At 37.5% G+C, this 24694-nt stretch carries 17 protein-coding genes, 4 pseudogenes and 1 riboswitch; of the genes and pseudogenes, 9 read left to right on the top strand and 12 right to left on the bottom strand.

What is annotated here, in order from left to right:
* Positions 1–19: 19 nt before the first annotated feature.
* The 4 genes from dnaG to IGK77_RS05370 all read right to left on the bottom strand — a co-directional run bounded on the left by dnaG (position 20) and on the right by IGK77_RS05370 (position 6216).
* The gene (gene dnaG / locus IGK77_RS05385) at positions 20–1861 is read right to left on the bottom strand and encodes a DNA primase (RefSeq protein ID WP_071866349.1); all 1842 of its coding nucleotides are present in this window, start codon (positions 1859–1861) and stop codon (positions 20–22) included.
* A gap of 168 nt (positions 1862–2029) precedes the next feature.
* Entirely contained in the window at positions 2030–4399 is a 2370-nt protein-coding gene (locus IGK77_RS05380) for a cation-translocating P-type ATPase (RefSeq protein WP_177187694.1), read from the bottom strand.
* Positions 4400–4647: 248 nt separating this feature from the next.
* The gene (locus IGK77_RS05375) at positions 4648–5484 is read right to left on the bottom strand and encodes a DUF368 domain-containing protein (RefSeq protein ID WP_074801234.1); all 837 of its coding nucleotides are present in this window, start codon (positions 5482–5484) and stop codon (positions 4648–4650) included.
* 102 nt (positions 5485–5586) lie between these two features.
* The gene (locus IGK77_RS05370; protein ID WP_071866347.1) at positions 5587–6216 is read right to left on the bottom strand and encodes a lysozyme family protein; all 630 of its coding nucleotides are present in this window, start codon (positions 6214–6216) and stop codon (positions 5587–5589) included.
* A gap of 210 nt (positions 6217–6426) precedes the next feature.
* Here IGK77_RS05370 and IGK77_RS05365 point away from each other — a divergent pair, with 210 nt between their 5' ends.
* Both IGK77_RS05365 and mprF read left to right on the top strand, forming a co-directional pair.
* Positions 6427–7143, top strand: coding sequence for an alpha/beta fold hydrolase (locus IGK77_RS05365; protein ID WP_438713042.1), 717 nt, complete (start codon positions 6427–6429; stop codon positions 7141–7143).
* Between the two features lie 23 nt (positions 7144–7166).
* A complete protein-coding gene (mprF, locus tag IGK77_RS05360) occupies positions 7167–9752 on the top strand; it encodes a bifunctional lysylphosphatidylglycerol flippase/synthetase MprF (RefSeq protein WP_071866346.1) in 2586 nt (861 codons plus the stop codon).
* Between the two features lie 75 nt (positions 9753–9827).
* Here the strand turns inward: mprF and IGK77_RS05355 are convergent.
* Positions 9828–10045: pseudogene (locus IGK77_RS05355) on the bottom strand (protein adenylyltransferase Fic); the annotation flags it as partial.
* A 163-nt stretch (positions 10046–10208) separates the two neighbouring features.
* On the opposite strand from IGK77_RS05355, the gene tnpA reads away from it, so the two are divergent.
* Together tnpA and tnpB are read left to right on the top strand one after the other, a co-directional pair.
* Complete coding sequence (gene tnpA, locus IGK77_RS05350; protein WP_071866345.1) at positions 10209–10613, top strand: IS200/IS605 family transposase; 405 nt, start codon at positions 10209–10211, stop codon at positions 10611–10613.
* 16 nt (positions 10614–10629) lie between these two features.
* On the top strand, positions 10630–11772 hold the full coding sequence (gene tnpB / locus IGK77_RS05345; protein WP_438713041.1) for an IS200/IS605 family element RNA-guided endonuclease TnpB: 1143 nt from the start codon (positions 10630–10632) through the stop codon (positions 11770–11772).
* A 154-nt stretch (positions 11773–11926) separates the two neighbouring features.
* Here tnpB and IGK77_RS05340 read toward each other — a convergent pair.
* The 3 genes and pseudogenes from IGK77_RS05340 to IGK77_RS05330 all read right to left on the bottom strand — a co-directional run.
* Positions 11927–12316, bottom strand: a pseudogene (locus IGK77_RS05340) (Fic/DOC family protein); the annotation flags it as partial.
* Positions 12317–12636: 320 nt separating this feature from the next.
* Positions 12637–13824: an elongation factor Tu gene (gene tuf / locus IGK77_RS05335; protein ID WP_019723509.1), complete on the bottom strand. Its 1188-nt coding sequence runs from the start codon at positions 13822–13824 to the stop codon at positions 12637–12639.
* A 407-nt stretch (positions 13825–14231) separates the two neighbouring features.
* Positions 14232–16115 (bottom strand): glycosyltransferase family 2 protein, encoded by a 1884-nt coding sequence (locus tag IGK77_RS05330; RefSeq protein ID WP_074801193.1) that lies wholly within the window; start codon positions 16113–16115, stop codon positions 14232–14234.
* 241 nt (positions 16116–16356) lie between these two features.
* Here IGK77_RS05330 and IGK77_RS05325 point away from each other — a divergent pair, with 241 nt between their 5' ends.
* Positions 16357–16713, top strand: coding sequence for a YxeA family protein (locus IGK77_RS05325; RefSeq protein WP_029594083.1), 357 nt, complete (start codon positions 16357–16359; stop codon positions 16711–16713).
* 129 nt (positions 16714–16842) lie between these two features.
* Here IGK77_RS05325 and IGK77_RS05320 read toward each other — a convergent pair whose 3' ends face one another.
* Entirely contained in the window at positions 16843–17847 is a 1005-nt protein-coding gene (locus tag IGK77_RS05320) for a nucleoid-associated protein (RefSeq protein ID WP_019723512.1), read from the bottom strand.
* Positions 17848–18006: 159 nt separating this feature from the next.
* Between IGK77_RS05320 and IGK77_RS05315 the strand changes: the two genes are divergently transcribed.
* From IGK77_RS05315 to IGK77_RS05300, 4 genes and pseudogenes are all read left to right on the top strand, one after another.
* Positions 18007–18858, top strand: a complete 852-nt coding sequence (locus tag IGK77_RS05315) for an aldo/keto reductase (protein WP_010735800.1) — start codon at positions 18007–18009, stop codon at positions 18856–18858.
* A gap of 22 nt (positions 18859–18880) precedes the next feature.
* A complete protein-coding gene (locus IGK77_RS05310; RefSeq protein ID WP_074801196.1) occupies positions 18881–19126 on the top strand; it encodes a hypothetical protein in 246 nt (81 codons plus the stop codon).
* Positions 19127–19380: 254 nt separating this feature from the next.
* Positions 19381–19756: pseudogene (locus IGK77_RS05305) on the top strand (hypothetical protein); the annotation flags it as partial.
* 122 nt (positions 19757–19878) lie between these two features.
* Positions 19879–20121: pseudogene (locus IGK77_RS05300) on the top strand (hypothetical protein); the annotation flags it as partial.
* A gap of 122 nt (positions 20122–20243) precedes the next feature.
* Here the strand turns inward: IGK77_RS05300 and IGK77_RS05295 are convergent.
* The 3 genes from IGK77_RS05295 to IGK77_RS05285 are packed head-to-tail and all read right to left on the bottom strand — an operon-like array spanning position 20244 to position 24140.
* Positions 20244–21845: a phosphatase PAP2/LCP family protein gene (locus tag IGK77_RS05295; protein WP_074801202.1), complete on the bottom strand. Its 1602-nt coding sequence runs from the start codon at positions 21843–21845 to the stop codon at positions 20244–20246.
* Between the two features lie 20 nt (positions 21846–21865).
* Complete coding sequence (locus IGK77_RS05290; protein ID WP_074801205.1) at positions 21866–23005, bottom strand: FtsW/RodA/SpoVE family cell cycle protein; 1140 nt, start codon at positions 23003–23005, stop codon at positions 21866–21868.
* A complete protein-coding gene (locus IGK77_RS05285; protein WP_071866336.1) occupies positions 22995–24140 on the bottom strand; it encodes an FtsW/RodA/SpoVE family cell cycle protein in 1146 nt (381 codons plus the stop codon). Before IGK77_RS05285 ends, IGK77_RS05290 begins: the two co-directional genes overlap by 11 nt.
* Before the next feature lie 84 nt (positions 24141–24224).
* A riboswitch (M-box (ykoK) riboswitch) is annotated at positions 24225–24392 on the bottom strand.
* Positions 24393–24694: the final 302 nt, after the last annotated feature.

Genomic DNA, 24694 nt, shown 5'->3' with positions numbered 1-24694 from the left:
GAAGGCCCCCTTTAAGTAGCTATTCGGCTTGTTTTAACTGTTTCGTTAAATTAATGATCTCAATCGTCAATTCCAATTCTAACTGTTTGTTCCCGGTACGTCGTGCTTCTTGCTGCATCTGTTTTTTTGTTATGATTTCTTCAGCTAAGCCCGATTTACTGATCACTCTCAGTAAGTCTTGGATCTCACGCGGCGTACTTTCTTCCGCCATTCGCATGTATTCGATCTCAACCACTATCCGCCTTAAATTTTCATCTTGCAAGAAGTCTAAAAACTCCGCAAGTTTGAATTCTCCATTTTGAGATACAAACGCATCAAATAAAAAATAGATTTCTGCATAAGTATCATGAATAAATTGAACGCCTTGTTCCTTGAGTAGATTACGCACAGCAAGTTCTTTGAACGCGCGATACAATAGCATTTGTTCTGCTTTTTCAACCTGAGATAGTGGACGTTTTTGTCTGATCGTTCCAGATTTTACGGACACCTGCTCTGTCGTTGGTTGAGCTTGTTCTTGCTTGGTTGGTTGATTCTTTCGGCGCAGATCACGTATTTGTTTTTGCATCGTTTCTCGACTCAGCTGAAATTCTGCTGATAACTGCGTTAAATACATGTCTTGTTCGATTGGCGAAACAACTTTACTCAATTCACTTAGTACCGCTTCAAGATATTCAATTTTATCTTTTTCATTTTCCAGATTTTTTTCTTGCTTCAAATAACGCGATTTAAAAGCAAAAATGGTTTCTCGTCCGTGTAAAACTAATTCTTGAAAAGCATCTTCCCCATACTTTCTCAAGTACTCATCTGGATCGAGTTTTTCTGGGATCGCTACGACAGATAATTGCATTCGACTATTTTGACGCAATAGCTCGATGCCTCGGTTCGTAGCTTCTACTCCCGCACGGTCACCATCATAACAAAACACTAATTCTTTTGTCAGTTTTTCCATCTGCTGGATCTGTTGAGTCGTGAGACTTGTTCCCATGGAGGCTAAACCAGTCTTGACACCCGCTTGCCATGCAGCGATAACATCCATAAACCCTTCGAATAGTAAGATTTCACCCGACTTGCGGATCTCACTACGTGCTTTGTCTAAGTTGAATAAGACTTGTCTTTTGTTGAACAGATCCGTTTCAGGACTGTTCAAATATTTTGGTTGATCTTTTGTATCGTGTTCACCAGCCAAGTAACGACCAGAAAACCCGATCGTCCGACCTTGACCATTACGAAGAGGAAACATGATCCGTTGATAAAAACGATCCGACATCCGTCCATCATCATGGGTCACAAACAAGCCGGACTGCTGGAATACTTCCTCAGAATAGTCTTCATTTTGGAATACTTGTTGTAAAAATGAGCGTTCATTTGGCGAAAAACCGATCTTGAATTCTTCGATCAACTCGGTGGTCAGACCGCGTTCGAGTAAATAATTTAACGCTGGCTCACCTACTTTTGTGTGCAACAACATATGATGATAAACTTCTACTGCTTTTTCATGAGCCGCAATCAATTTACCAGTAGCTGAATCTCCGGTTTGAGCAGTTGACGTTTGTTGTCGCCACTGATCTTCGAGTTGGATCTGTTCTAAATCAGCGACCTTGACTACTGCTTCTGGAAAAGACAGACCTTCTAATTCTTGAAGAAACGTAAAGACATTCCCACCTTTTCCACAACCAAAACAATGGAAAATCTGCTTATCTTCCGCAACCGAAAAAGAAGGCGTACGTTCTTCATGGAAAGGGCAGAGACCTAAATAATTCTTCCCAGATTTTTTCAACTGGACGTATTGCCCAATCACCTCAACGATATTCGTTTGATTACGAATCGTCTCAATAGTCTCTTGAGGGATCCTTTGAGCCATATTCTCACCCCCTGCATTAGTTGATATCTCATACTCATCGACAAGACATTTCAGGAGAATAACCGGTAAAAAATCGCACTAACGAAAATCAGTGCGATTTTAAAGGACACAATTATACATGTTTCATTGTACCATATTCCTATACTTTTTCAAGTGATAGATACTGGATTATATGACATTTTCTTCCACATGAGTATGAGGAGTTTTATTTGCATTTACTTTATTCAATAATTTGTTTTGTATGCCTAATTTCCAATACGCTAAACGTAATAGCACATTCAAACCCATAAAGCCAACAAAATATGGCCAAGTATTTCCTAACCCAAGATTGACTTCTAATATATGATGGAAAAGCATCGCAGCGACATAAATACCGACCACTGTGGTGACTGCTATGAAAATCCGCAATGGATTGAATGGCAAGCAGGCTTTGATCACTGCCAGACAGCTGATCCCGATCAATAAATAATACATCAATGTCGTTGTTTCACCAGATGTCCAACCTTGGTTGTGACCGATCAGGTAGATCGCCACAGTATTGAAAGCAACAAGCAATGCATTAGGTAATGCATTGACTAGCGCAGTAGGCAGATAGCGATAATCGACTTTTCGTTTATCATTCTCAAATGATAAGAAGAAAGATGGATACCCTTCAATAGCAAGATCGATCAACGTGATCTGGATCGGGATAAATGGGAATCCGATAGCCGTCACTGCACATAAAATCGATAAGATAAATGAATAGATTGTTTTAATAAAGAAAATACCTGAAACTTTCGTTACGTTATTCACGACTCGGCGTCCTTCAAACAATACTTCGGGCAATGTCGTAAAATCAGAATCTAACAAGACAAGATTAGCAATTTGTCGTGTTGCTCCGTCTCCTTCTGCCATCGCAATACTACAATCAGCTTCACGCAAAGCCAATACATCGTTTACGCCATCTCCAGTCATTGCAACTGTTCGTCCACTTGCTTTTAGTTCGTTGACTAAGAGTTTCTTTTGTTGCGGACTCACTCGCCCAAAAACTGTATATTGATGCGCCGCTTTTCTGACTTCTGCTTCTTCTGTCAAATCAGATAGATCAACATACGATTGATAGTTGGGCAAACCAGCACGTCGCGCAATATTTGACACCGTAAAAGGATTGTCTCCAGAAATCACTTTCAAGTCTACCCCTTCTTCGTGCAGATAAGCTAAGGTTTCTTGCGCGTTTTTACGGATAGGATCATCGATTTCAAACAAAGCAATCGGTTCAACCCCTTGAGGATCGCCTGAAGACAACGTTTGATTAGGAGCAAGACCTAACATCAATACACGAAACCCGTTGGCCTGGGCTTCCACTAAACTTTCCGGCAACTGATCGTCTGCCACTAACCGTTCCGGAGCCCCGACATAGACGACACCTAGTTCAGGAAATTCCATTGCGCCCCATTTGCGGTCAGATGAAAAGGCTAATTTTTCTCCGACATCGTAGCGATTAGAAATCTCGAAATACTCTCTCAAAGCACGCATCGTGACATTGTTATCGCTACTTTCAGCTAAATATGTTCCCATAATGGTTGGAATCATTTTTTCATAGGTTTTATTTAAGGGTTCGACTCGTTGGATGCTCATTTTTCCTTCGGTGATCGTCCCTGTTTTATCAAGACATAATGTATCTACATGTGCCAGTGTTTCGATAGAATACATATCTTGGACTAAGATTCGTTTCTTCGCTAGTTTCGTTACACCAGTCGTCAATGCGATACTGATCAATAACACTAATCCTTTTGGTAACATTCCCAGTAAGGCTGCCGCAGAAGCAACGACTGATAGTTGGATCGACGCATTTCGAATGAACAAAGCTTCCAAGAATAAGATGATCCCTAAAGGAATGATCACAAAACTTGTAAACTTAGATACTTTGCGGATCGATTCCACAAGTTCCGAATGAATTTCCTTGTGTGTTTTTGCTTCGTTGGTCAAGCGGACAGCATAATTATCTGCCCCAACACGAATAACTGTAGCAAAGACAGAGCCACTAGTCAGGTAACTACCTGACAGTAATTCTGCTCCTGACTCTTTGATGATCAAATCAGATTCACCGGTCAGTAAAGCTTCATTTGCCTCTGCCCGACCACTGATCACTTGCAAGTCTGAGGGAATCTGTTCACCCGCACCGATTTTGACAAGATCGCCTAAAACTAGTTCTTTCGTTGCGATCATCTGTTCTTTCCCATCACGAATGACGGTTACTTCCGCCTGTGAAACGATTGATAACCGGCGCACAAGATTACGCGCATGGATTTCCTGATAGATCCCCATGGTGATATTTACAAAAATAATTGCTAAGTAAGCCATGTTTGAATAAGCACCAACTAGTAATAAGCAGAGTCCTATTCCTAAGTTCAAAAAATTGAATAATGTTAAAATATTATCGCTGAAAATTTGTTTCGTACTTTTTGTAGCATCCTCTTGGTAATCATTCTGTTGACCAGAGGCACGTCTTTGACTCACTTCATTTTCTGTAAGTCCCTTTAATTCTTTCATTTCCATATCACGCCAACTTTCAAAAATAATCACTTCAATTAGTCTAGCTGTTTCTACGATTAAAAACAACTCGTTTTTTTTATTTTAAAAAAAGATAGAAAAATCAAAAAACAGCGGATCTGTTTTCTATTTTTCTATCTCACCATATACTTCACCTAGAAAAATCACAGAAGAGAATCGTTTCTTCGAACCATCTATCAAGAACTTGGATAATTGAATACAACGATCACGTTACTTTTCTTCTTGTGCTTCTTCTACTTATACTGCTCTTCTAAACGGCTCATCCACCAGCCTAGTGCAGCACCAGCAACGAATAACACTGGACATGCCAAGATACCTAAAATGCCAAGTCCACTATAATTTGTAGGAATGATCATGATCGTGGATGCAAAAACAATGCCTAGAATAAAATGGAATAATTTGCTATAAGCTTTTGAGAAAATAAAGTCCATTACTTTGGAAAGACCTAGCACACACACGATTCCACCGATTGCAATAGGAATGATCACTTCTAAACGCACTTCTTTAAATCCATCAGCCATCGCTTTATACAGTCCCATGTAAACTAAAAAATTCGACGGACTTAATCCAGGAACGATCATTCCGAGACCAATCAAACCGCCTGCCATCATCCAGGTATAGACATTTTGTTCTACTTGCCCATCAAATAAACGGGCACCATATAACAAGAAAAGATAACCTAAAATAAATGTCACAACCATAATAATGAGATCTGTATTGTTTCGGCCTTTTTTCCCTGACTCTTTCCATAAAGCGGGCACCGTTCCAGCAATACATCCCACAAAGAACCACAAAATCGTTGTTTCATAGGCCCCTAGTAAAAAACTGACTAAAAAAGACAGCAAGAATACGCCAGTGACACCACCTAAGCCGACTGGTAAAAAGAATAAGACGTTTTCTTTAAAGTTTCTAGTGATATGTGCTAAGAAAGAAATCAGCCGCTCATACATTCCAAATACTGCTGCTAAAGCTCCTCCGCTCACTCCCGGCAAGATAAATCCTGAGCCGATAAACATTCCTTTGAAAAATCTTAATCCCCAATCTTTCGTTGTATTCTCTCTTTTCTCCATTACTTTTTGATTTTCTTCCACTCGTCCAAGCACTCCTTCTTTCCATTCATTGTATTCATTATTCGTCTTGCTTTGATTTGCAGTTGGTTCGATCCAACAGGCTTAAAAAATATTTTCATACCATTCAAGAAACTGTTGGTTCATCTTCACTACATCTGCATAAAACATATTACCACCATTATGGTATAAATACCCACCATTATACAATAATGACTGGATTCGCCAATAGCGATAGGTTTTTTTGTTGTCATTGCCTAAAAGCGGACTCAACACATCCCTAGAATACTCTTCGGCTAAACGGACCGTGTTCTTCCCGCCTCTTTCGTTGACGTAAGCAATATAGTCTTTGCCAAAATTGTACGCTTGGATCGCTGTCGCCAGATCGCAACCTAATGCTTTCGCCTCAGCTATCATCTCTGAGAGGTATTTGACTCCTTGGTCAATACTTCCTTCTTGTGTCGTGATCGCCCCCATCTGTCCATAGGCACTTTCCGAACTTTGCATCAAATCGACACCATTTCCTCTTGATTCAGTAAGTATGATTGCCTTCACTAGATTCTCATGTTCTTGCATTTGATACTTTTCTAATGCTGACGAAATCTCTGGCTGATAATTTTCGACACGCTTGATCGATTGATATGTTCTACCGAATAGAAAAAGAATCGTTGCCAGAATCGTGAAGACAAATAGACCTACGATCATACGGGAGATTGATTTTCTTTTTTTCTTCATCCAAACCCACCTAGCTATTTGACATCTTTTTTTATCTTACTATTTCTTTTCATTCTTGGCTATTTTTTCTCTGTTTTTTCTTATTTAATTTAATAAAAAATGAATGTTTCATTTTCCCTTTCATCTTACGAAAATGATCGTTCGTTTTATAGAGTTTCGATTTCTAAAATAGATAAAGAGCGTTATAATTCAAAATAGTAGGTGATAAATGTGAAAAGAGAAAAGAAATTTGCAAAAATGGCAGATGGTACTGACATCTATTATGAAAAAAGTGGACATGGATTTCCCCTCTTGCTACTTCATGGAAATGACGGGAGCGGTGATTTCTTTTCAGAACAAGTGCCCGTTTTAGAACAATACTTTACGATTTATCTCATCGATAGTCGCGGGCATGGACAATCGACAAATCAAGCAGGAGCATTGAATTTTCGTTTGATGGCAGATGATTTATTGACAGTCATGCTGCTGGAACAAATCTCACAAGCGAATATCTTGGGATTTAGTGATGGAGCCAATCTTGCCTTAGTTTTTTCAAGCAATTATCCAGATAGGGTCAATCGCTTGATTTTAAATTCGGGTAATACACGGTTGAATGGGGTTCTCTGGTCCTCACGACTACTCAGTGCTTTTCACTATTTCTTTGTTTGGTTGCGCGCACTGTTCCAGCCACATTTACGTCAGCATTTATTGGTCATCGATTTATTGCTTCATGATATTGGCCTCACGACAGAACATTTAGAAAAAATCAATTGCCCAACACTGATCATCGTCGGTAAAAAAGATGTCATCAAACTGAAACATTCGCTTTATTTAGCGAAAACGATCCCTAATGCTTCATTTGTTCTCGTCACAGGACAAGGACACCAATTAGCTCGCCAAAACCCAGAACGCTTCAATCAAGAAGTTTTAGACTTCTTGACAAAATAAATTTGAAAATAGTAGGTGATTTTTTGTTCAAGCCAATCATTCAGTGGTTCAAAAGCCACTTGAGACTTATCAAAACGATTTTTTTGATTTCTGTATTAGTGATTATTATTCGTGAATTGATGACAATCAGTACTTTGTTATCTGCGGACCAACTAGCTCAAACATTTTCCACGATCCCACTCTGGAAAATTGGTGTCATGTTTTTGATTGGGTTGATTTCTATTCTACCCATGATTGGATATGATTTGATTTTCAACAAGTTACTAAATCAAAAGCAAAAGCCATTATATTTATTTGAAACAAGTTGGATGATCAATACTATTAATAACATTGCTGGATTTGGTGGCTTTGTCAGTATCGGTTTACGATCCGAACTCTACGGTCAAAGAAAAGATAGCAAACAAGTCATGCAAGCTTTATCTAAAGTATTTTTATTTTTGATGGCGGGTTTATCTCTGTATAGTTTAGTCTCGTTTTTTATGGTCTTCTTTACTCCTGTCGCTCCGTTTCTTAAACAGTATTGGATTTGGTTGATTGCCGGTGGTTTGTATTTCCCCATCGTTTTTATTTTTACCACGATCAAAAAAGAAGGCTATGTTGGTGGTCTTTCAATTAAATCCCAAGGGCAATTGTTACTCGTTTCCTTATTGGAATGGACGGGTGTCTTAGGAACCTTTCTTGCAGTCGGCTATTTGATGGAGATCCCCATCGATCTATGGCAAACAATCCCTCTATTTATCGCTGCTTCAGTTATCGGGATCATCTCAATGATCCCAGGAGAAATCGGTAGTTTTGATGTGATGATGATCTTTGGTTTATCAGCTCTAGGTATCCCTAAAGAAACCGTTGTGATCTGGATCTTGCTTTATCGGATCTTCTATTACTTTATTCCATTTTTCATTGGATTAGTTTTCTTCTTTAAAAATGTCGGTGTATCGATCGACCAACGATACTCTGGTATTCCAAAGCAATTAGCGACCCAGATTGCTCGGAAGATCCTGGTGATCTTAATGTATTTTTCTGGCATCATGTTGGTTCTTTCAGCAACGATCCCGCAAGCATTTACTGAGTTTCGTTGGTTGCATCATATCAATCCTATAAAGATGCATTTTATTATGCAATTTCCAAGCATATTGTTAGGCTTCTTGTTTGTTATTATGGGACGAGGCATCGCAGCCAGAGTCAAGCGTGTCTACTGGCCAACCATTTTTTTGATCCTTGTTTCATTAATTTATGTTGGGCTGAATGATCTAAGCACTACTGGCATTATTTTCTTACTATTGCTATTAGGTATCGTGATCGCTTCACGTAATGAATTGTTCAGAGATCAATTTATCTACTCGTGGGAATGGTTGACGATCGATGGGTTGATCATAGGTGCATTGACCGTTTTATATATCGTGATCGGTGTTTATAATATGCCCACTTTCCCACATCGTAATCATCGGTTTATTTCATTTTTTCTATTTCCATCAGAAAAAATTTGGTTGTCTGGTTTTCTAGCAATTTTAGCAGTAGCCTTTATCATGATTTTATTTGTCCACTATCTCCAAGGTAAAAAAGCACAAGTTGGACAAGAGTTAGATGAAGCGGTCGCCACCACGATTTTAGAAACTTACGGCGGTAATTCAGATAGTCAACTGATATTTTTGAAAGATAAACGGATGTTTACCTATGAAAAAGACGGGGAAGCAACCGTCTTGTTACAATTTGCTAGTTATAACAATAAGTGTGTGGTGATGGGCGATCCCTCAGGCAAAAAAGAAGATTTTCCAGAAGCGATCGAAGCCTTTATCGCAGAAACAGATCGCTTATGCTACTTGCCAGTCTTTTATGAAACGAGCGAAGAACTGGTTATGATCCTTCATGAATTTGGCTATGATTTTATCAAAATGGGCGAAGAAGGCCATGTTTCGTTAGCCGACTTCACGACTTCTGGGAAAAAAATGAAAGGCACACGTGCGATACTGAATCGCATCGAACGAGAAGGATTCACGTTTGAGGTACTTCAGCCCCCATTTTCATCCCGACAAATGGCTGAGCTTAAAACCATTTCTGATCGTTGGCTAGGCAGTCGCAAAGAAAAAGGCTTCTCATTAGGTTTCTTCTCAGAAGACTATTTACAGCGAGCACCGATTGCAGTCGTCAAAAACGATCAAGGTGAGTTGGTCGCTTTCGCTTCGATCATGCCGACTTATACGAATGATAAGATCGGAACGATTGATTTGATGCGCTATGATCCAGATACTGCCCCTTCCGGTAGCATGGACTATTTATTCATCCATCTTTTTGAATATATGAAGGAGGAAAATATCCAATGGTTCAATTTGGGTATGGCTCCTTTGTCTAATGTGGGGACCTCAAGAAAAAGTTTTATCCAAGAACGGATTGCGTACTTGGTTTATGAATTTGGGTCACATTTTTATTCATTCCAAGGGTTAAGAGAATACAAAGATAAATATGCCACCAACTGGAGATCTCGCTATACACTTTATTCAAGGGATAGTTGGATCGCTTATGTAATGATCACGTTATTGATCATTGACAATGCGCCCGTTGATCAAAAAACAAAACCTTTGAATGGCTTAAAAAAATGGTTCCGTAAATAAAAAAAACGCCTGATTTTGCTGTTTTAGTCAAAATCAGGCGTACTTTGTTTATTCATAAAACATTTTTTCCTTCTGTTATAGATCATCGATCGTATATTCAGAGTAACCTTCATAAAATAACTCACATCGATCCCTTTCATATAAAGTTCACGATCGGAAATCTTATCTGTCAACGCGTTAGAAATCAAATAGCTGATTTCTAAGTCATTGATCGGACTACGTTCCATTGCAGATAAATAATCCGACTTGTCAATTAGATTCCAGTCAACCACTTTCTGTATCTCCGATTTTAACTTAATTCAGGCAGAAGTCGCCCATCCTCTATAGGTGGGTGATGAATGCCGTTCGGTATGAGGGTTACCGTTGGTAACTCGAAAACCGACATGTAATGCATATTGCCTTTTTATTTTGTACTATGTTATAATCAGTCTATATAAGAAATGAGCTGATATAACAATGGAACTAGATACTAATAATCATTCAGTGTTTCTTCTCTATTATCATCTTGTACTGGTAACTAAATACCGTAGACAAGTGATTGATGATGAAATATCTGAATTTGCTAAAATAACTTTTGTACGAATTGCAGAGTCATATCACATCACTCTCGTTGAGTGGAATCATGATAAAGATCATGTTCATATTATGTTCAAAGCACAGCCAAAAACAGAGCTGACGAAGTTCATCAACGCTTATAAAAGCGCGAGTTCACGCTTGATAAAGCGTGACTATCCTAGAGTAAAACAATATCTTTGGAAAGAAATGTTTTGGTCTAAAAGTTTCTGCCTGTTGACAACTGGTGGCGCACCAATTGATGTCATCAAAAAGTATATTCAGAATCAAGGTAATAACCACAAATAGAGAGTAGGTGAGTCTTATGGAGCGACTAAAAGCATATAAATTCAGAATTTATCCAACAGAAGAGCAGGAAATGTTCTTTGCTAAGTCTTTTGGTTGTGTCCGTAAGGTCTACAATCTAATGCTTGATGACCGAATGAAAAATTATGAAGAAACTAAAAATGATTCTTCTATAAAAATGAATTTTCCAACACCAGCTCAATATAAGGAAGAATTTCCGTTTTTGAAGGAAGTAGATAGCCTGACTCTAGCGAATGCACAACTTAATTTAGATAAGGCATATAAGAATTTTTTTAGAGATAAATCCGTTGGGTTTCCTCGATTCAAAAGTAAGAAGAATCCTGTACAAAGCTATACTACTAACAACCAAAAAGGAACAGTAGCTTTGATTGATAATAAATTCATCAAAGTTCCTAAGTTGAAGTCTTTAGTCAAGATTAAACTCCATAGACAACCTAAAGGAATTATCAAATCTGCCACAATCTCACGTCATCCAAGTGGTAATTACCATATTTCTTTGTTGTGTAAAGAAGAAATAGTTGAACTTCCTAAAAACGATTCTTCTATTGGAATTGATCTTGGTATAACTGATTTTGCCATTCTTTCTGACGGTCAAAAGATTGATAATAATAAGTTCACGTCAAAAATGGAAAAGAAACTAAAACGTGAACAACGTAAGTTGTCAAGACGTGCATTATTAGCTAAAAAGAAAGGTGTCAATCTCTTTGAAGCCAAAAACTATCAAAAACAAAAACGAAAAGTAGCGCGGCTACATGAAAAAGTAATGAATCAGCGCAACGACTTTCTAAACAAGTTAAGTACAGAGATTATCAAAAATCACGATACTATCTGTATTGAAGACTTAAATGCAAAAGGTATGTTACGCAATCATAAATTAGCTAAAAGTATTTCTGATGTATCGTGGTCTAGTTTTGTAACTAAACTACAATACAAAGCTGACTGGTATGGATGTGAAATCATCAAAGTAGATAAATGGTTCCCATCTAGTCAACTCTGTTCGGATTGTGGTCATCAAGATGGCAAGAAAACGCTCGAAATACGAGAATGGACTTGTCCGGTTTGTCATGCTCATCATGACCGTGATATAAACGCAAGCATCAATATTCTGATCGAAGGTCTCCGAATAAAACAATTAGCTTAGATAAAATCAAGAACCGTAGGAACTACGGGGATAGCTTGGCAAATAAGAGACACCGCTGTTAGTAAAGAAATACACTATCAAGTATGCTCTATTCCCAAGAAGCTCCCACTTCAAGCGTTAAAAACCGGTAGGTTTAGCTAAGTGGTGAGTAGTTCACAATGAGATCTAACCAAATTCTAGTACTCCTACCGGTTCCTTCACGAAAAGGATGAGCGATGTTCATCTCTACGTATTTTTTGATGATTTCTTCAAAAGTAGACTGTGGCATTTGGTCAATATTTTTTAGAGAATACTCCAAATACATGACCGGCGCAAACCGAAAATTCCCCTTTGCACTATTTACTGAGCGAATTTCCCCAGCAAAATCATAGATTTCAGAAAACAAATAGTCATGGATTTCGCTTAACCCTTTGAACGTTCCAATTTCTAATTCATCTATTCTTCCAGAATCATATAATTTTTTTGCTTTTTGCTTACTGATTTTTTCTTCCGCTTTTGCCAACTCAACTTGACTGGTCAAGCCTAACTTATTTTCTAAAATCATTGAATCCCCTCTTAACTTTTTGTCATAGTTTTTAGAAACACAGATAAATTTATTATAACTAATTTATAGACATGGTAAAACAAGAAAAATCGATGGAAACAAGCAGCAAGGATACTAGTCGTATTGCACCTACTAAATTCTCATAAAATGTTGTTCGAAGATTCCCCCACAAAAAAAAAAGCGAGAAACCCAAAAATATAAAAAAATTTTCGAGTTTGCTCGCTTATTTATCGGTGCTTAACACTTCTATTACAACCATTGGACAAGATATTCAAGTAAATACCTTGTCCACAGGTTTTATATTTTTTTTATAAAAATACTTACGCTTCGATTTCTGTTACCATTCCTGAACCGACAGTTCGACCACCTTCACGAATAGAGAAAGTTGTTCCTTGTTCGATTGCCACTGGATGGATCAACTCTACCTCGATTGTTACATTGTCACCAGGCATGACCATTTCTGTTCCTTCTGGCAACACAATCGTACCTGTTACATCTGTTGTGCGGAAATAAAATTGTGGGCGGTAGTTATTGAAGAACGGTGTATGACGTCCGCCTTCTTCTTTCGTCAACACATAGACTTCCGCTTTGAATTTTGTATGTGGTGTGATTGAACCAGGTTTCGCAATCACTTGGCCACGTTCAATATCTTCTCTTTGAATACCACGTAACAAGATTCCTACGTTATCTCCAGCTTCGCCATAATCTAACGTTTTACGGAACATCTCTACCCCTGTCACAACCGCTTTTTTCGTTTCAGGTTTGATTCCGATGATCTCGATTTCATCACCGACACGAACAGCTCCACGGTCGATCCGACCAGATGCTACAGTGCCGCGACCAGTGATTGAGAAAACATCTTCAACTGGTAAAAGCAATGGTTTGTCGGTATCACGTTCTGGGGTTGGGATATAGTCATCCACTGTTTCCATCAATTCATTGATCGCAGCTTCTGCTTCAGGGTCACCTTGCAATGCTTTCAATGCAGAGCCTTTGATGACGGGTGTGTCATCACCTGGGAAACCATATTCATTTAGTAATTCACGAACTTCCATTTCTACAAGATCGATCAATTCTTCATCATCGACCAAATCAACTTTATTCAAAAATACAATCAAATATTTTACACCAACTTGACGTGACAAAAGGATATGCTCGCGAGTTTGAGGCATTGGTCCGTCTGTCGCAGAAACAACTAAGATCGCACCGTCCATTTGAGCTGCACCTGTGATCATGTTCTTCACATAATCCGCATGTCCTGGTGCATCGATATGCGCATAGTGACGTTTATCTGTTTCATATTCTACGTGTGCTGTGTTGATGGTGATCCCACGTTCACGTTCTTCTGGAGCTGCATCAATGCTTGCATAATCTTGAGGATTTGCTAAGCCTTTTTTCCCTAATACTGTCGTGATTGCAGCAGTCAATGTGGTCTTCCCATGGTCAACGTGCCCAATGGTTCCGATGTTTACGTGTGGTTTACTTCTATCAAAATGTTCTTTTGCCATAATTAACAAACCTCCTAAATAGTCTTATGCACTGAATGATTTCAGCTCATCGTCCATAACATTTTTTTCAGCATAAACTCAAAAAAATCATCTACACTTACTTTTTGTAAGTTATGAACAAACCCTATTATACGTCAAAATTGGTCAAAGTCAATTAAAGTGTTTCGATACACTATTTCAATAAAAAGTGAGTAGGACATTAGTCTTCACGCATATTCTAAAAGGGAATATACAGCGGGGACAGAAGTAAACTCTTCGGAAATAAGACGGCAGCCACAAAAATTTGAAGAACAATTTACGTAACTGTCGTCTTATTTCTCGAGCATAAATACTTCTGTGCCGACCTCTGTCATAACGCTATTGTTATTATTGACAGCGTTCGTTTTCTATTAGTAATGGTCATACTCTCAACTTTGTAAAGTATCGGTTTCCATATCGAATTCTAATTGTTTTGCTGCATTCAACTGATCACTGTAGTAACTTGCAAGTTCTTCTGCAGAAGCTTGTGTCAAATTGTTAAATGAGAAAGTCGCATATCTCCCATGATTTTCTTTACATATCGAATTGATTCTAAGTCCAGCTTTCTCATCCATAAATAAATAAGCTTTCCCAGGTGTAAAAGTAGGAGTAACTAATTTTTGGGAACGAAGTCTAAATCCGTTATAACTCATTTGATACATCTCAAATGATTGGGATAGATAACTTAGTTGTTTCTTTGTTACAATGCTCAATGCTTCACTGTCGCTTTCAATTGTTCGATTTTTACCAATCAAAATCGCATAGAATAATCCATAGAGGTTATACACTGACCATAGAAGTGTCACAATATAGCCTGTTTCATATCCTTCTCCTCGATAAAGTCGGTACAATGCAACGATAGATGCGAAAGCGATCCAACCAAATAGTAACATGTGAGGAAAAACTGTTCGCCAATCAAATGATTGACTGTCAACAAGTTCCTTTTTTGTCACTTTGAATTTTTTTTCCGAATGAAAGAACTCTTTGATCAATGCTCTAGTATGGATCGGCGCGACAAAACAATCATAGATATGCGAAGTAGTAAGATTCCTGATTTTAGGAACATACAACCGAAACGAAAGAGAAATCATGACAAACGGTGGTAAAAAGAACAATAATAACTGATTGTTGTTACTTCGAACAATAAATATATCAAAGACCATAAAAAGAGTTGGTGCTAATAAAAAAATGATTTTTTGAAATGAAGTAAACCAGTACAAATAAGAATTATAGTAACACAATTTTTGCATACGAGATAACCCTTTAAATTTACGTGGTTTAAAATGGTCAAATATTTGCTTTGTACCTTGGGCCCAACGTGTCCGTTGAGAGGACAGCTCTCGAGCTGTATAAGGCGTGATTCCCAAAGCATAAGCTTTATTTATGAAAATCGTTTCATAACCAGCATTTTGCAATAACATCCCTGTTGCCATATCTTCAGTAATGCTTTTTGTTGGGACGCCACCTATCTCCTCTAAAGCACTGCGTCGAATGATAGCGTTGGTCCCGATATGGATCAACGCATTTTCACGTGAAAGAGCTGGTTCTAAAAAACGCATAAATAATTCCTGTTCATTGTAAAATGATTTTCTCAATAATTGGAAGGGATCTTTATTATAAAAAGTTTGAGGATATTGAATTAACGCAACCTTTGGATTTCTAAAATAATCGATAGCCTCGTAAATAATATTTTTCTTAACGATGAAATCAGCATCTAAAAGCAAAATCAAGTCGCTACTTGTTTGTGAAAGTGCATAGTTGATATTTCCTGCCTTTGCGTTCTCGTTACCTTCTCTTGTCAGATAACCAATATGGTATTTTTCTGCAAGTTCTTTCAATTCCTCACGATGACCATCATCACAAATATATATTTTCTTATTTGGATAACGTAACGCTTTGACAGCCAAAGCAGTCGCGATCACTAATTTATTATCCTCATTATACGTACATATAAACGCTGCTACACTTGGTTGAAATGGCTCCTCATCGTAATGAACTCTCACGGAGTCTTTCGACAACTTATTAGAAAACAAGTAAATAAAAAAACCATACACAAATAAACCAATAAATTCTGCCACATATAAAATAAGACCGAAAGTTAATGATATCACGCCATCATTTGGGATCGTGTAGAAAAGACGCCAGATCAAGTATACAACCAAAAATGCTAAAGTTAATTTGGAAAAGAATGGTTTTATCTTATTGTTTCTTTTTGCTAACACATAAAGTCCAAAAATTATACCAAACAAACCAACTAAATAATACAGTTCCATTTTAATACCACCTTTCATAACATTATTATATAATTTGTGTTTTTTTAAGCAAAGCAACTAGCTCTCCTAAAATTCGATTATCGTAACCTCAACTTTGAAAAATGTTCTCACAGAAAACTTAAGTATTTTATACATAAAACGGCGAATATGCCATTATTATATATAAATACGATAAATTTTGGACTTTCGATAGACGAATAATAGATTTTGTTGAATAATAGTATCCGAGGTGAAAAAAATGATAAAAAAATTGATAGCATTATTGATTGTATTGGGAATTTTCCTAGGAGGAAGCTTTATCGCTTATGATTATTTCTATGGCGGTGAAACTTATTATACAAAAATCACCACTAACGGAGAAAAAGAAGTTGACTCAGCAGACAATGACATGGACGTTTCTATTTATGTATACGACCAAAATGCTTACAACGCACAAGGAGAAGAAAAAGCAGTCACTTTACGTGAAGCGAGAGAACGTCCTTTAAAAATGGATGCTTATTTAAAACTAAAAGTCAATTCACGTAAAGGCGTCATCAGTTGGGAAGAAGTAACAGCTTCTCAAGTGCCGGACAAAGCGTTAGATCAATTAGATCAATGAACCAGTTTACAATAAACAACACAAAAAAGGCAGTCAACACCCACAAGACTTGAAAAACGATCTTCGTGGATATTGACTGCTTTTTTACTATTCACTTTTATTTGGTTTCTTTGATTCATCTAAAAGAAACTATAGACGATTCAATACTTCGTCCACATTTTTAATCATGACAGAGATCGTACCATCAGGATTATTGACAAATTCAATCAGATCCGGGTTACGATAAACGTCTACTGGTACAATCAATTCAATGCCATTTGATAAACGGAATTTTTGCTTTCCGAATTTTTTCTCTGAGATTTCTTGTACTTCTTTCACTGGTGGTGCTTCTGGAATAAAGCCTTGTTCTTTGACTTCTTCTTGGAATGCTAACTTGGCAGTGATATTTTCTTTGAATACTTTCTCCGCGATCATTTCATGATCCAATCTACCTTTTTCTTCGATCGTATCATACACAGCTTCTTTTAAGTCCGCCATGATATCGAACTCTTCTGCTTCAAACTTCTTGCCTAGCTGCTTCGCCACTTTTTTTATCACTTTGACGTTGTCTTCCAAAGAAGGTGCCGGGACGCTCTCAATCACTTTTCCCGAAAAGTACCATTCTTTTTTACCAGAGAACTCATAGCGTTTTTCAATCAACTCATACGTCAGATCTGTCAGATTGACTGCTAATGCTTCATCTGCTTTTTGAGATTTTGAGCCAAGGATCGCTCGGTTCAAAATCAAACGGTTGTCAATACCGGCTTCATCTGCTTCCACATAGTGGGTATAAGCATCACGATAATTCACTTTCAATAAAGCTAAATACATCACAGTGTCTACTTCATACAAGACAACGAAAACATCTGCACTAGGTGCTTCCTCACTTTCTGCATAGATGTCAAACCACCGTTGGACTAAACGCTCACTTTCTTCGACAAAATTTTCTTGACACTGTTTCAAGTTTTGAGAAAATAGGCTTTCTTCAGTGAGTTGCCCTGTTTTAGTTTGTGCAGAAGAGATTTTTTGGATCTTCTTTTGTAGAAAGTCCCTGACAAAATCTTTCGTAAGATCTAGTTCTTGTTGTGAAAATACAGGAGATCCTGTTTCTCGATCAATAATATGCAAAATTGCTTTTTTTAAATAGATATCCATCGTTTCATTCCTTTCTGCTCTAGTTTACGGAAAATCAAACAAAAATACCAGCGACAAAATGGGACGAACAAAAAAATATTTTATAACAAACAAAATACATTTCTTTTTTTAGAAAATAAGCTACACTTAAAGTGTACTAAAATCAAAGGAGCTGAAAGTATGAATTCACTAACATCTACTTATCGTTTATCAAATGGCTATGAAATCCCTGTTGTCGGTTTCGGTACTTGGCAAACCCCTGACGGAGACGTTGCTGTTTCCTCAGTTAAAGAAGCATTAGCTGCCGGTTATCGTCATATTGATACCGCTCAAGGGTACAAAAACGAAGAAAGTGTCGGACAAGCAATCAAAGAAAGTGGTGTTCCAAGAGAAGAGATTTTCTTAACGACTAAACTTTGGAACGAAAACCATAGCTACGATCTAGCAATGTCCTCTTTCGAAGAGTCTTTAAAAAAATTACAAACAGACTATGTGGATCTTTTCTTGATCCATTGGCCTAATCCAGTTTCTTTCCGCGAAAATTGGCAAGAAGCGAATGCCGAAACATGGCGTGCGTTTGAAGAGTTATACGAAGCTGGCAAAATCAAAGCCATTGGTGTCAGCAACTTCTTACCACATCACTTAGATGAACTTGCAAAAACAGCAAAAATCATGCCAATGGTCAATCAAGTATTTCTTGCTCCTGGCGAATTGCAACCACCTGTTGTTGAGTACGCGAAAAAACATGATATGGTCCTTGAAGCATATAGCCCTCTTGGCACTGGTAAAATCTTCGACGTCACAGAAATGCAAGAGATTGCCAACACACACAATAAGAGCGTTGCCCAAGTAGCGCTACGTTGGTCATTACAACATGGTTTCTTACCATTACCAAAATCTGTCACACCAAGCAGAATCAAGGAGAACACTGAATTATTTGATTTTGAGCTATCAGAAGAAGAAATGAAGACGATCGACCAATTAGATGGTGTCGTTGGCAAAGCAAAAGATCCAGATACTACACAATTTTAAAGGTAAAGGATAGTGATATTCTATGAACCCCGTGGACCGCTTAAATCGTTTATCTGAAAAAGTGACACAGACATTTGATCCAGATTTCATCTTTTTGATCCGCCCAGAAAAAATCCAGCATTTTCCTGCTCGAAATTGGTCAAGGGATGAAAAAATTGCGGAAATAAAAAAACGCTTGGATCATTCATTGATGACGATGAAATGGCAAGGACATGAGGTCATCTATTCACCAGAACTAGTCACCTTTGCCTTATTGCCAAAAAAATAACTAGATGAGGGAGCATTAGTCAATGGACTTTTGCTCCCCTTTTTGAGAGGTCGGGACAGAAGTATCTAGCCTTATTTCCGAGAAGGTGACTTCTATTCCCACCGTTTATTAGGTTTTAGAATATGTAAAAAGTCGAATATCCCACTTAATTTTTTGTTTTTCCATCGAAGTAATAAAAGTTTTTTCTTGATAAACCTTTTCATTTGCTCGTTTTTTTCTTATAATCGAAAGGGTATGAATGAAGGAGAGTATTTATGAAGAAAAAACAAAAACAAAAATTATTAAAACAATTCCGTCCTTCTTTAGATGGAATTCGCACGCAATTATTCCGTTCATTGGAAGAAGAAAGTTTACGCCGTTATGGTCTACCATTGCAAGTCATGCTTGATCCTAAAAACCGTCAAGTCTTAATCATTGGCTTAGCAGGACAAGCAAATGAAGATACACGCATCAATGTACCAATCGACGATAACTTTACTGCTGTCTTGAAACGTATTCGTTCTGGTGAAGCAACGATTTTTGAACGTTTCCGTGACAACCTATTGATTGAGATCGTTTCTTACTGGAATGATCAACGCATGAAAAAAGATCAACCAACGGCTCAACCTGTGGCGACACCAGTCACTAATGACGCGTCCGTAAAAGAAACACCAACAAAAGAAGTTGAAGAAGTTGAGACAACTTCTCAATCAGTCAGTAAAGAAGCAACAACTGACAAGAAAACAAGTGATGAAAAAGTAGCGACAGATTCTTTGACTTTCGATGATTTTGCAAAACAAGTAGCAGAATATCCGAAGTTCACTGCTGAAAAAACAGCAGATGCTGTAGTGATCAATGAAACAGTCAAAGACGACACACGAAAATTAGCAGAGATCTCTATGTCTGCTGTCAATGAATTTACGATCGAAAAAGCTTTAGAACGTAAATACAAAGTGAAATTGACATTCGTGCCATTGATCGAACAATTTGCCGCTACACCGATCAACGAAAGATAAACGCAAGCAAATAGATTGCGTGATGATTTTTACCTAAAAAAGCAGCTGAAATGACGATCATCGTTCATTTCAACTGCTTTTTTTATCATTTATAAATGTAAAAAAGAGAAGATCAATTGTTCCTATTGTTGCGCTGCGTTCTTCCCTGTTGTTTCTAATTGCTCTTGCACCAACTGCATCACTCTCATCCGTTCCTCATCGGGTATCTTCTCGTAGTAGATCCCTGCTTCTCCCAAGATGCCATCACCAATATATTGTTCACCTTTCAACTGATGGTTCGTGATATTGGATAATGCCGAATGGTATTCATTCATCATTCCGAGCATTTCATCTAAGGACATATCCGTTGTCCCATTTTCACCGACTACCTCTAAAAGCTGGCGATAATTGAATAAACTTTTCACAGATAAGAACTCATTGACTAAAATATTGACGACTTCCCTTTGCCTTTTCTGTCGCCCATAGTCATCCTCAGGATCTTCTGCTCGCATGCGCGCATACTGTAATCCTTCCCAACCATTTAATTCTAGTGTACCTTCTGGATAATGGATGTCTTCTGCTGTAAACTCAAACGCATTATTTACAGTGATTCCTCCCACAGCATCGATCAACGCTTCTAATCCGTCCATATTCAACGATACATAGTGATGAATCGGTATATCAAGATATTGTTCAACCGTATCCACCATCATATCAATCCCACCGTAAGAATGGGCATGGTTGATTTTATCGACCAATCCATCCATATTGGCAATTTCTACGAAAGAATCTCGAGGAATACTCGTGATCGTCGTTGTTTTCTTTTGATTATTCAATGTAACCAACATGATTGTATTTGCACGATAGTCCGTTTTTCTAATTGAATTATTGGCGATACCTAAAACTAAAATGCTGACTGGCGTATCTTTTTCCCGCTGAACGGTTTCTCTTTGTAGCGGTTGTTGCATCGAAGTCACTGTCTGTCTTGCATCGTAGTAAAAGCGAACACCATATGCAACTGCAGAACCTACTAATAAGAAAAGAAATGCCATAATAGACAATAAAACCTTTTGTTTTCTAGTGAATATTCGTTTTTGTTGGTGCTTTTTTCTTACTGTTTTTTCAGTGATAAAAGAGAAACACAGACTATAGCATAAGAAAACAACTGAAAAACTCAGTAAAAAACCTGCTAAGATATCGCTAGGATAATGTACTCTCAAATAAATTCTAGAACTAGCAATCAATAAGGGATAAAGAGCCCCCACCCATACTAGTTTATTTACCCTTTTCTCACGATAGATAATGTACATGGTGATCAAAAATACTAAGAATAGCGTCATAGACAAAATCGAATGACCACTTGGAAAAGAGTAAGAAGATCTAGGAATCAATTGCTCCACATCAGGTCGTGTCCGCTGGATAGCTTGTTTCATCACGTAACCAATCAAACTAACTGTCAAAACCATTAAGACTTGCCAAATGGCTAATTTATGGTACTGTTTCCGCCAACTAAAAATTGCAAGCAATCCTGTGAAAAATAAAGTAGGAATAATCGTTGCTAGTTTTGCAAAATAACTGAAAAATGTTGTTAATACTGGGAGTGCGATCAATCGCTCCTGTCGATAAATGGCTAAATCGAGTTGGTTGAATAAGGTGTTTTCTGTCATAACTAGTGTGGTTAAAGTCGTCAATAAGACGAATGATACGAGTGCTACCACCAATGTTCCTTTTGGTATCTGTTTCATAATAACTTCCCTTCTACTTCTCATTCATACTTTTTAAATCCTAAAATAATGCCTAAACCACAGCCAATAACCAAGAGAGAGGTTCCTCCTTGACTTAAAAATGGTAAAGGAATCCCTGTTAACGGGAGTAGACCGATCGTAGCTCCAATATTTTCAAACACTTGAAATAACAAACCAAATACGAAGACAATCGCAAAATATACATTCCCTTTATTATTTGTTTCGATTGCACTATAAATGATTTGATAAAAAAGATAAAAATATAAAAAGAGCACAGAAACACTTCCTAAAAAGCCAAATGTTTCAGCAATCACCGTAAATACCATATCCGATTCGCGAACAGGAACGTAAATTGGATTGATTGCTTCAGACCTTCCACTAAATCCACCTGCCCCGATGGAAAGCAAACTTTGTGATTGTTGATACCCAATCGATTGGCTATAAGCAAATGGATCAACCCATGCGCGTACTCGATCTAACTGATAAGTCTTAAAATTCAGACGATATAAAATCTGGTGTCCGTATTCAGTAAAGACTAAAGCAATCAAAATGGCCCCGAGAATAACTAGAATCGCAGTCATTGTCGTCATGATCTTCCAATGGACCCCAGCGATCATGAATAATGCCCCCAAGCATATGACAAAAACCAAACTTGTTCCAAAATCTTTTTGCATGTACATCAATAAAAAGGTCGGCACGCTAACGAGTAGAATCTTACCCACATAAAGTAAATCCGATTTGACAGTCCGTTGCTTTACATTTTGTTCATAGATCAATGTCAGATAAACGATGACTAAAATAAAGGTCAATTTTACTAGTTCAGATGGTTGGAAAGAAAAACCACCGATCCTAAGCCAACGTTTTGTTCCTGTGATTTGAAACATCGCAGGATCATAAAAACGATGTAGTAATGCCATCACTACTAGAGAAAACCCATAAAAATAAGGGGAGTATTTCAAAAAAACAACTGTTTTCACACGTTGGGTGACTAACAACAGCCCTAAGGACATCAGACAAAAGACGATTTGTTTGAAAACGACACCTCTGACTGGGATTTGGTCATATACCGCTGCCCCATATTGCACAGCGACACTTAATAGATAAAATAGAAAAATCGGTAAAAACAATGCGTAGTTGAATTCGTTAAATTTAAATTTCATTTTGCTTACCTCGTGAGGACAGTTTCAGGCAAACGCCCAAAAGCATGGATAAAATCAAATAGCTTGATCCTCCATAACTAATAAAAGGAAGCGGAATACCTGTCATTGGGATCATGCCACTGATACTTGCAATATTGATACTTGTCTGTAGCAATAACAGCATCCCTGTTCCCAAATAAATCAACCCGATCTGCTGATTTGGTTCATTCGCACTCAAGACAAATAAGCGCAAAATAATCGAAAATAACATTGCTAGAATCAGTAAGCCCACGATCAGGCCTAACTCTTCTAAAATAATCGAAAAAATAAAATCAGTCTCGGCTACTGGTAAATAGCCCTTTTTGGTAATACTATTTCCCAGTCCTAATCCAAAAAGCCCACCGTTGTACATGGCATAATAAGATTGACTCATCTGAAATCCTTTTCCATAAGGATCTAAAAAAGGATTAAAAGCAATGCTCAAGCGATCATAAGTATGGGCAAAAATACTTGGTAATAGATCATTTTGGCCTAGTAAATAAATGATGCCTCCAAGGAGCAAAAGGAGACTGAACAGTCCTGCAAAAAACAATAAAATATAGCGAACTGGTAATTGAACAGTCGTGATCATGATTGCAGCTAAGATGATCAACAAGATCGCACCAGCTACTTTTGGTTGGAATAAAATCAGCAGAGAACATAAAGCGATGATAAAAAAGGGTTTTTTTAATTCATTCAATGATTGCTTGGGTTTTCTAAAATAATAAGCTAAATAAAAAATCATCCCGACATTGACAATTTCAGCAGGTTGAAATTGAAAACCTGCAATGGAGATCCATCGTTGCGCGCCACTGATATTGACACCAATCCCAGGTACCTTAGTCAAGATCAGCCCCACAATACCGATCCCCATCATTATTTTTACGATTCGATGGTTGAGTATGAATGCAGGTTTCACTCGGTAAATGAAAAAAATCATTGCCCAACTAAGCACTACAAATACCATTTGTCGAACTAAAAGTTGATTCGTACTTTGATCGAATGACATCAAACGAAACGTACTCGCACTATAGATCATTAATAATCCTATTACACTGATCAACAGATATGGTACGAGCAAATACAAATCTATTTTTCTTATGTCTTTTACACCCATCCTATATTTCTCCTTTGTGTTACAGCGGAGATACGTCACTTACCCATCTTGAATAAAAAAAGCCAAACGAAAAAAACGATTGGCTTTTCAGTCTCATCGTGTGAGTTTTGACACTAAACAACGTAAAGATTTCTCTTAGCTATCTTATGAAGAGCCTTAATCCGACAATTCCTGTTTTACACATTGGCGTCTTTCGACGTTTCTGCGCAATAGCCTATGTTTGTTTAGGAGTCTCGCCTAACAAGTTATTCTATTTGAGGAAAAGTATACCTGTTAGATTATTTATTCACAAGAGAACCTCAAATAAGCTTAAAAAACTTTAGCTTTTTTTAATGTTATATAAATTATTTTTAAAATTTAATAATATACGTTCTATAATTTTTAGTTCAGAGTATGTAAAAAAACGTAACAGAAAACCTTTAATCTACAAGGTCTGTTACGTTTTGTTTAATATTATACAACTTCACAAAAAAATGAAAATAGCCAAAAAGACGTGATAACCATTTATGAAAAAAATAAATTTTAGATTATAGATCCTTCATACTTAGCATAGG

The organism is Enterococcus sp. DIV0806c (assembly GCF_051710905.1).
GTDB classification, from domain to species: Bacteria; Bacillota; Bacilli; order Lactobacillales; family Enterococcaceae; genus Enterococcus_B; species Enterococcus_B mundtii.
The sequence above is the reverse complement of the archived record's forward strand: the minus strand, read 5'-3'. Positions and strand labels throughout refer to the sequence as shown.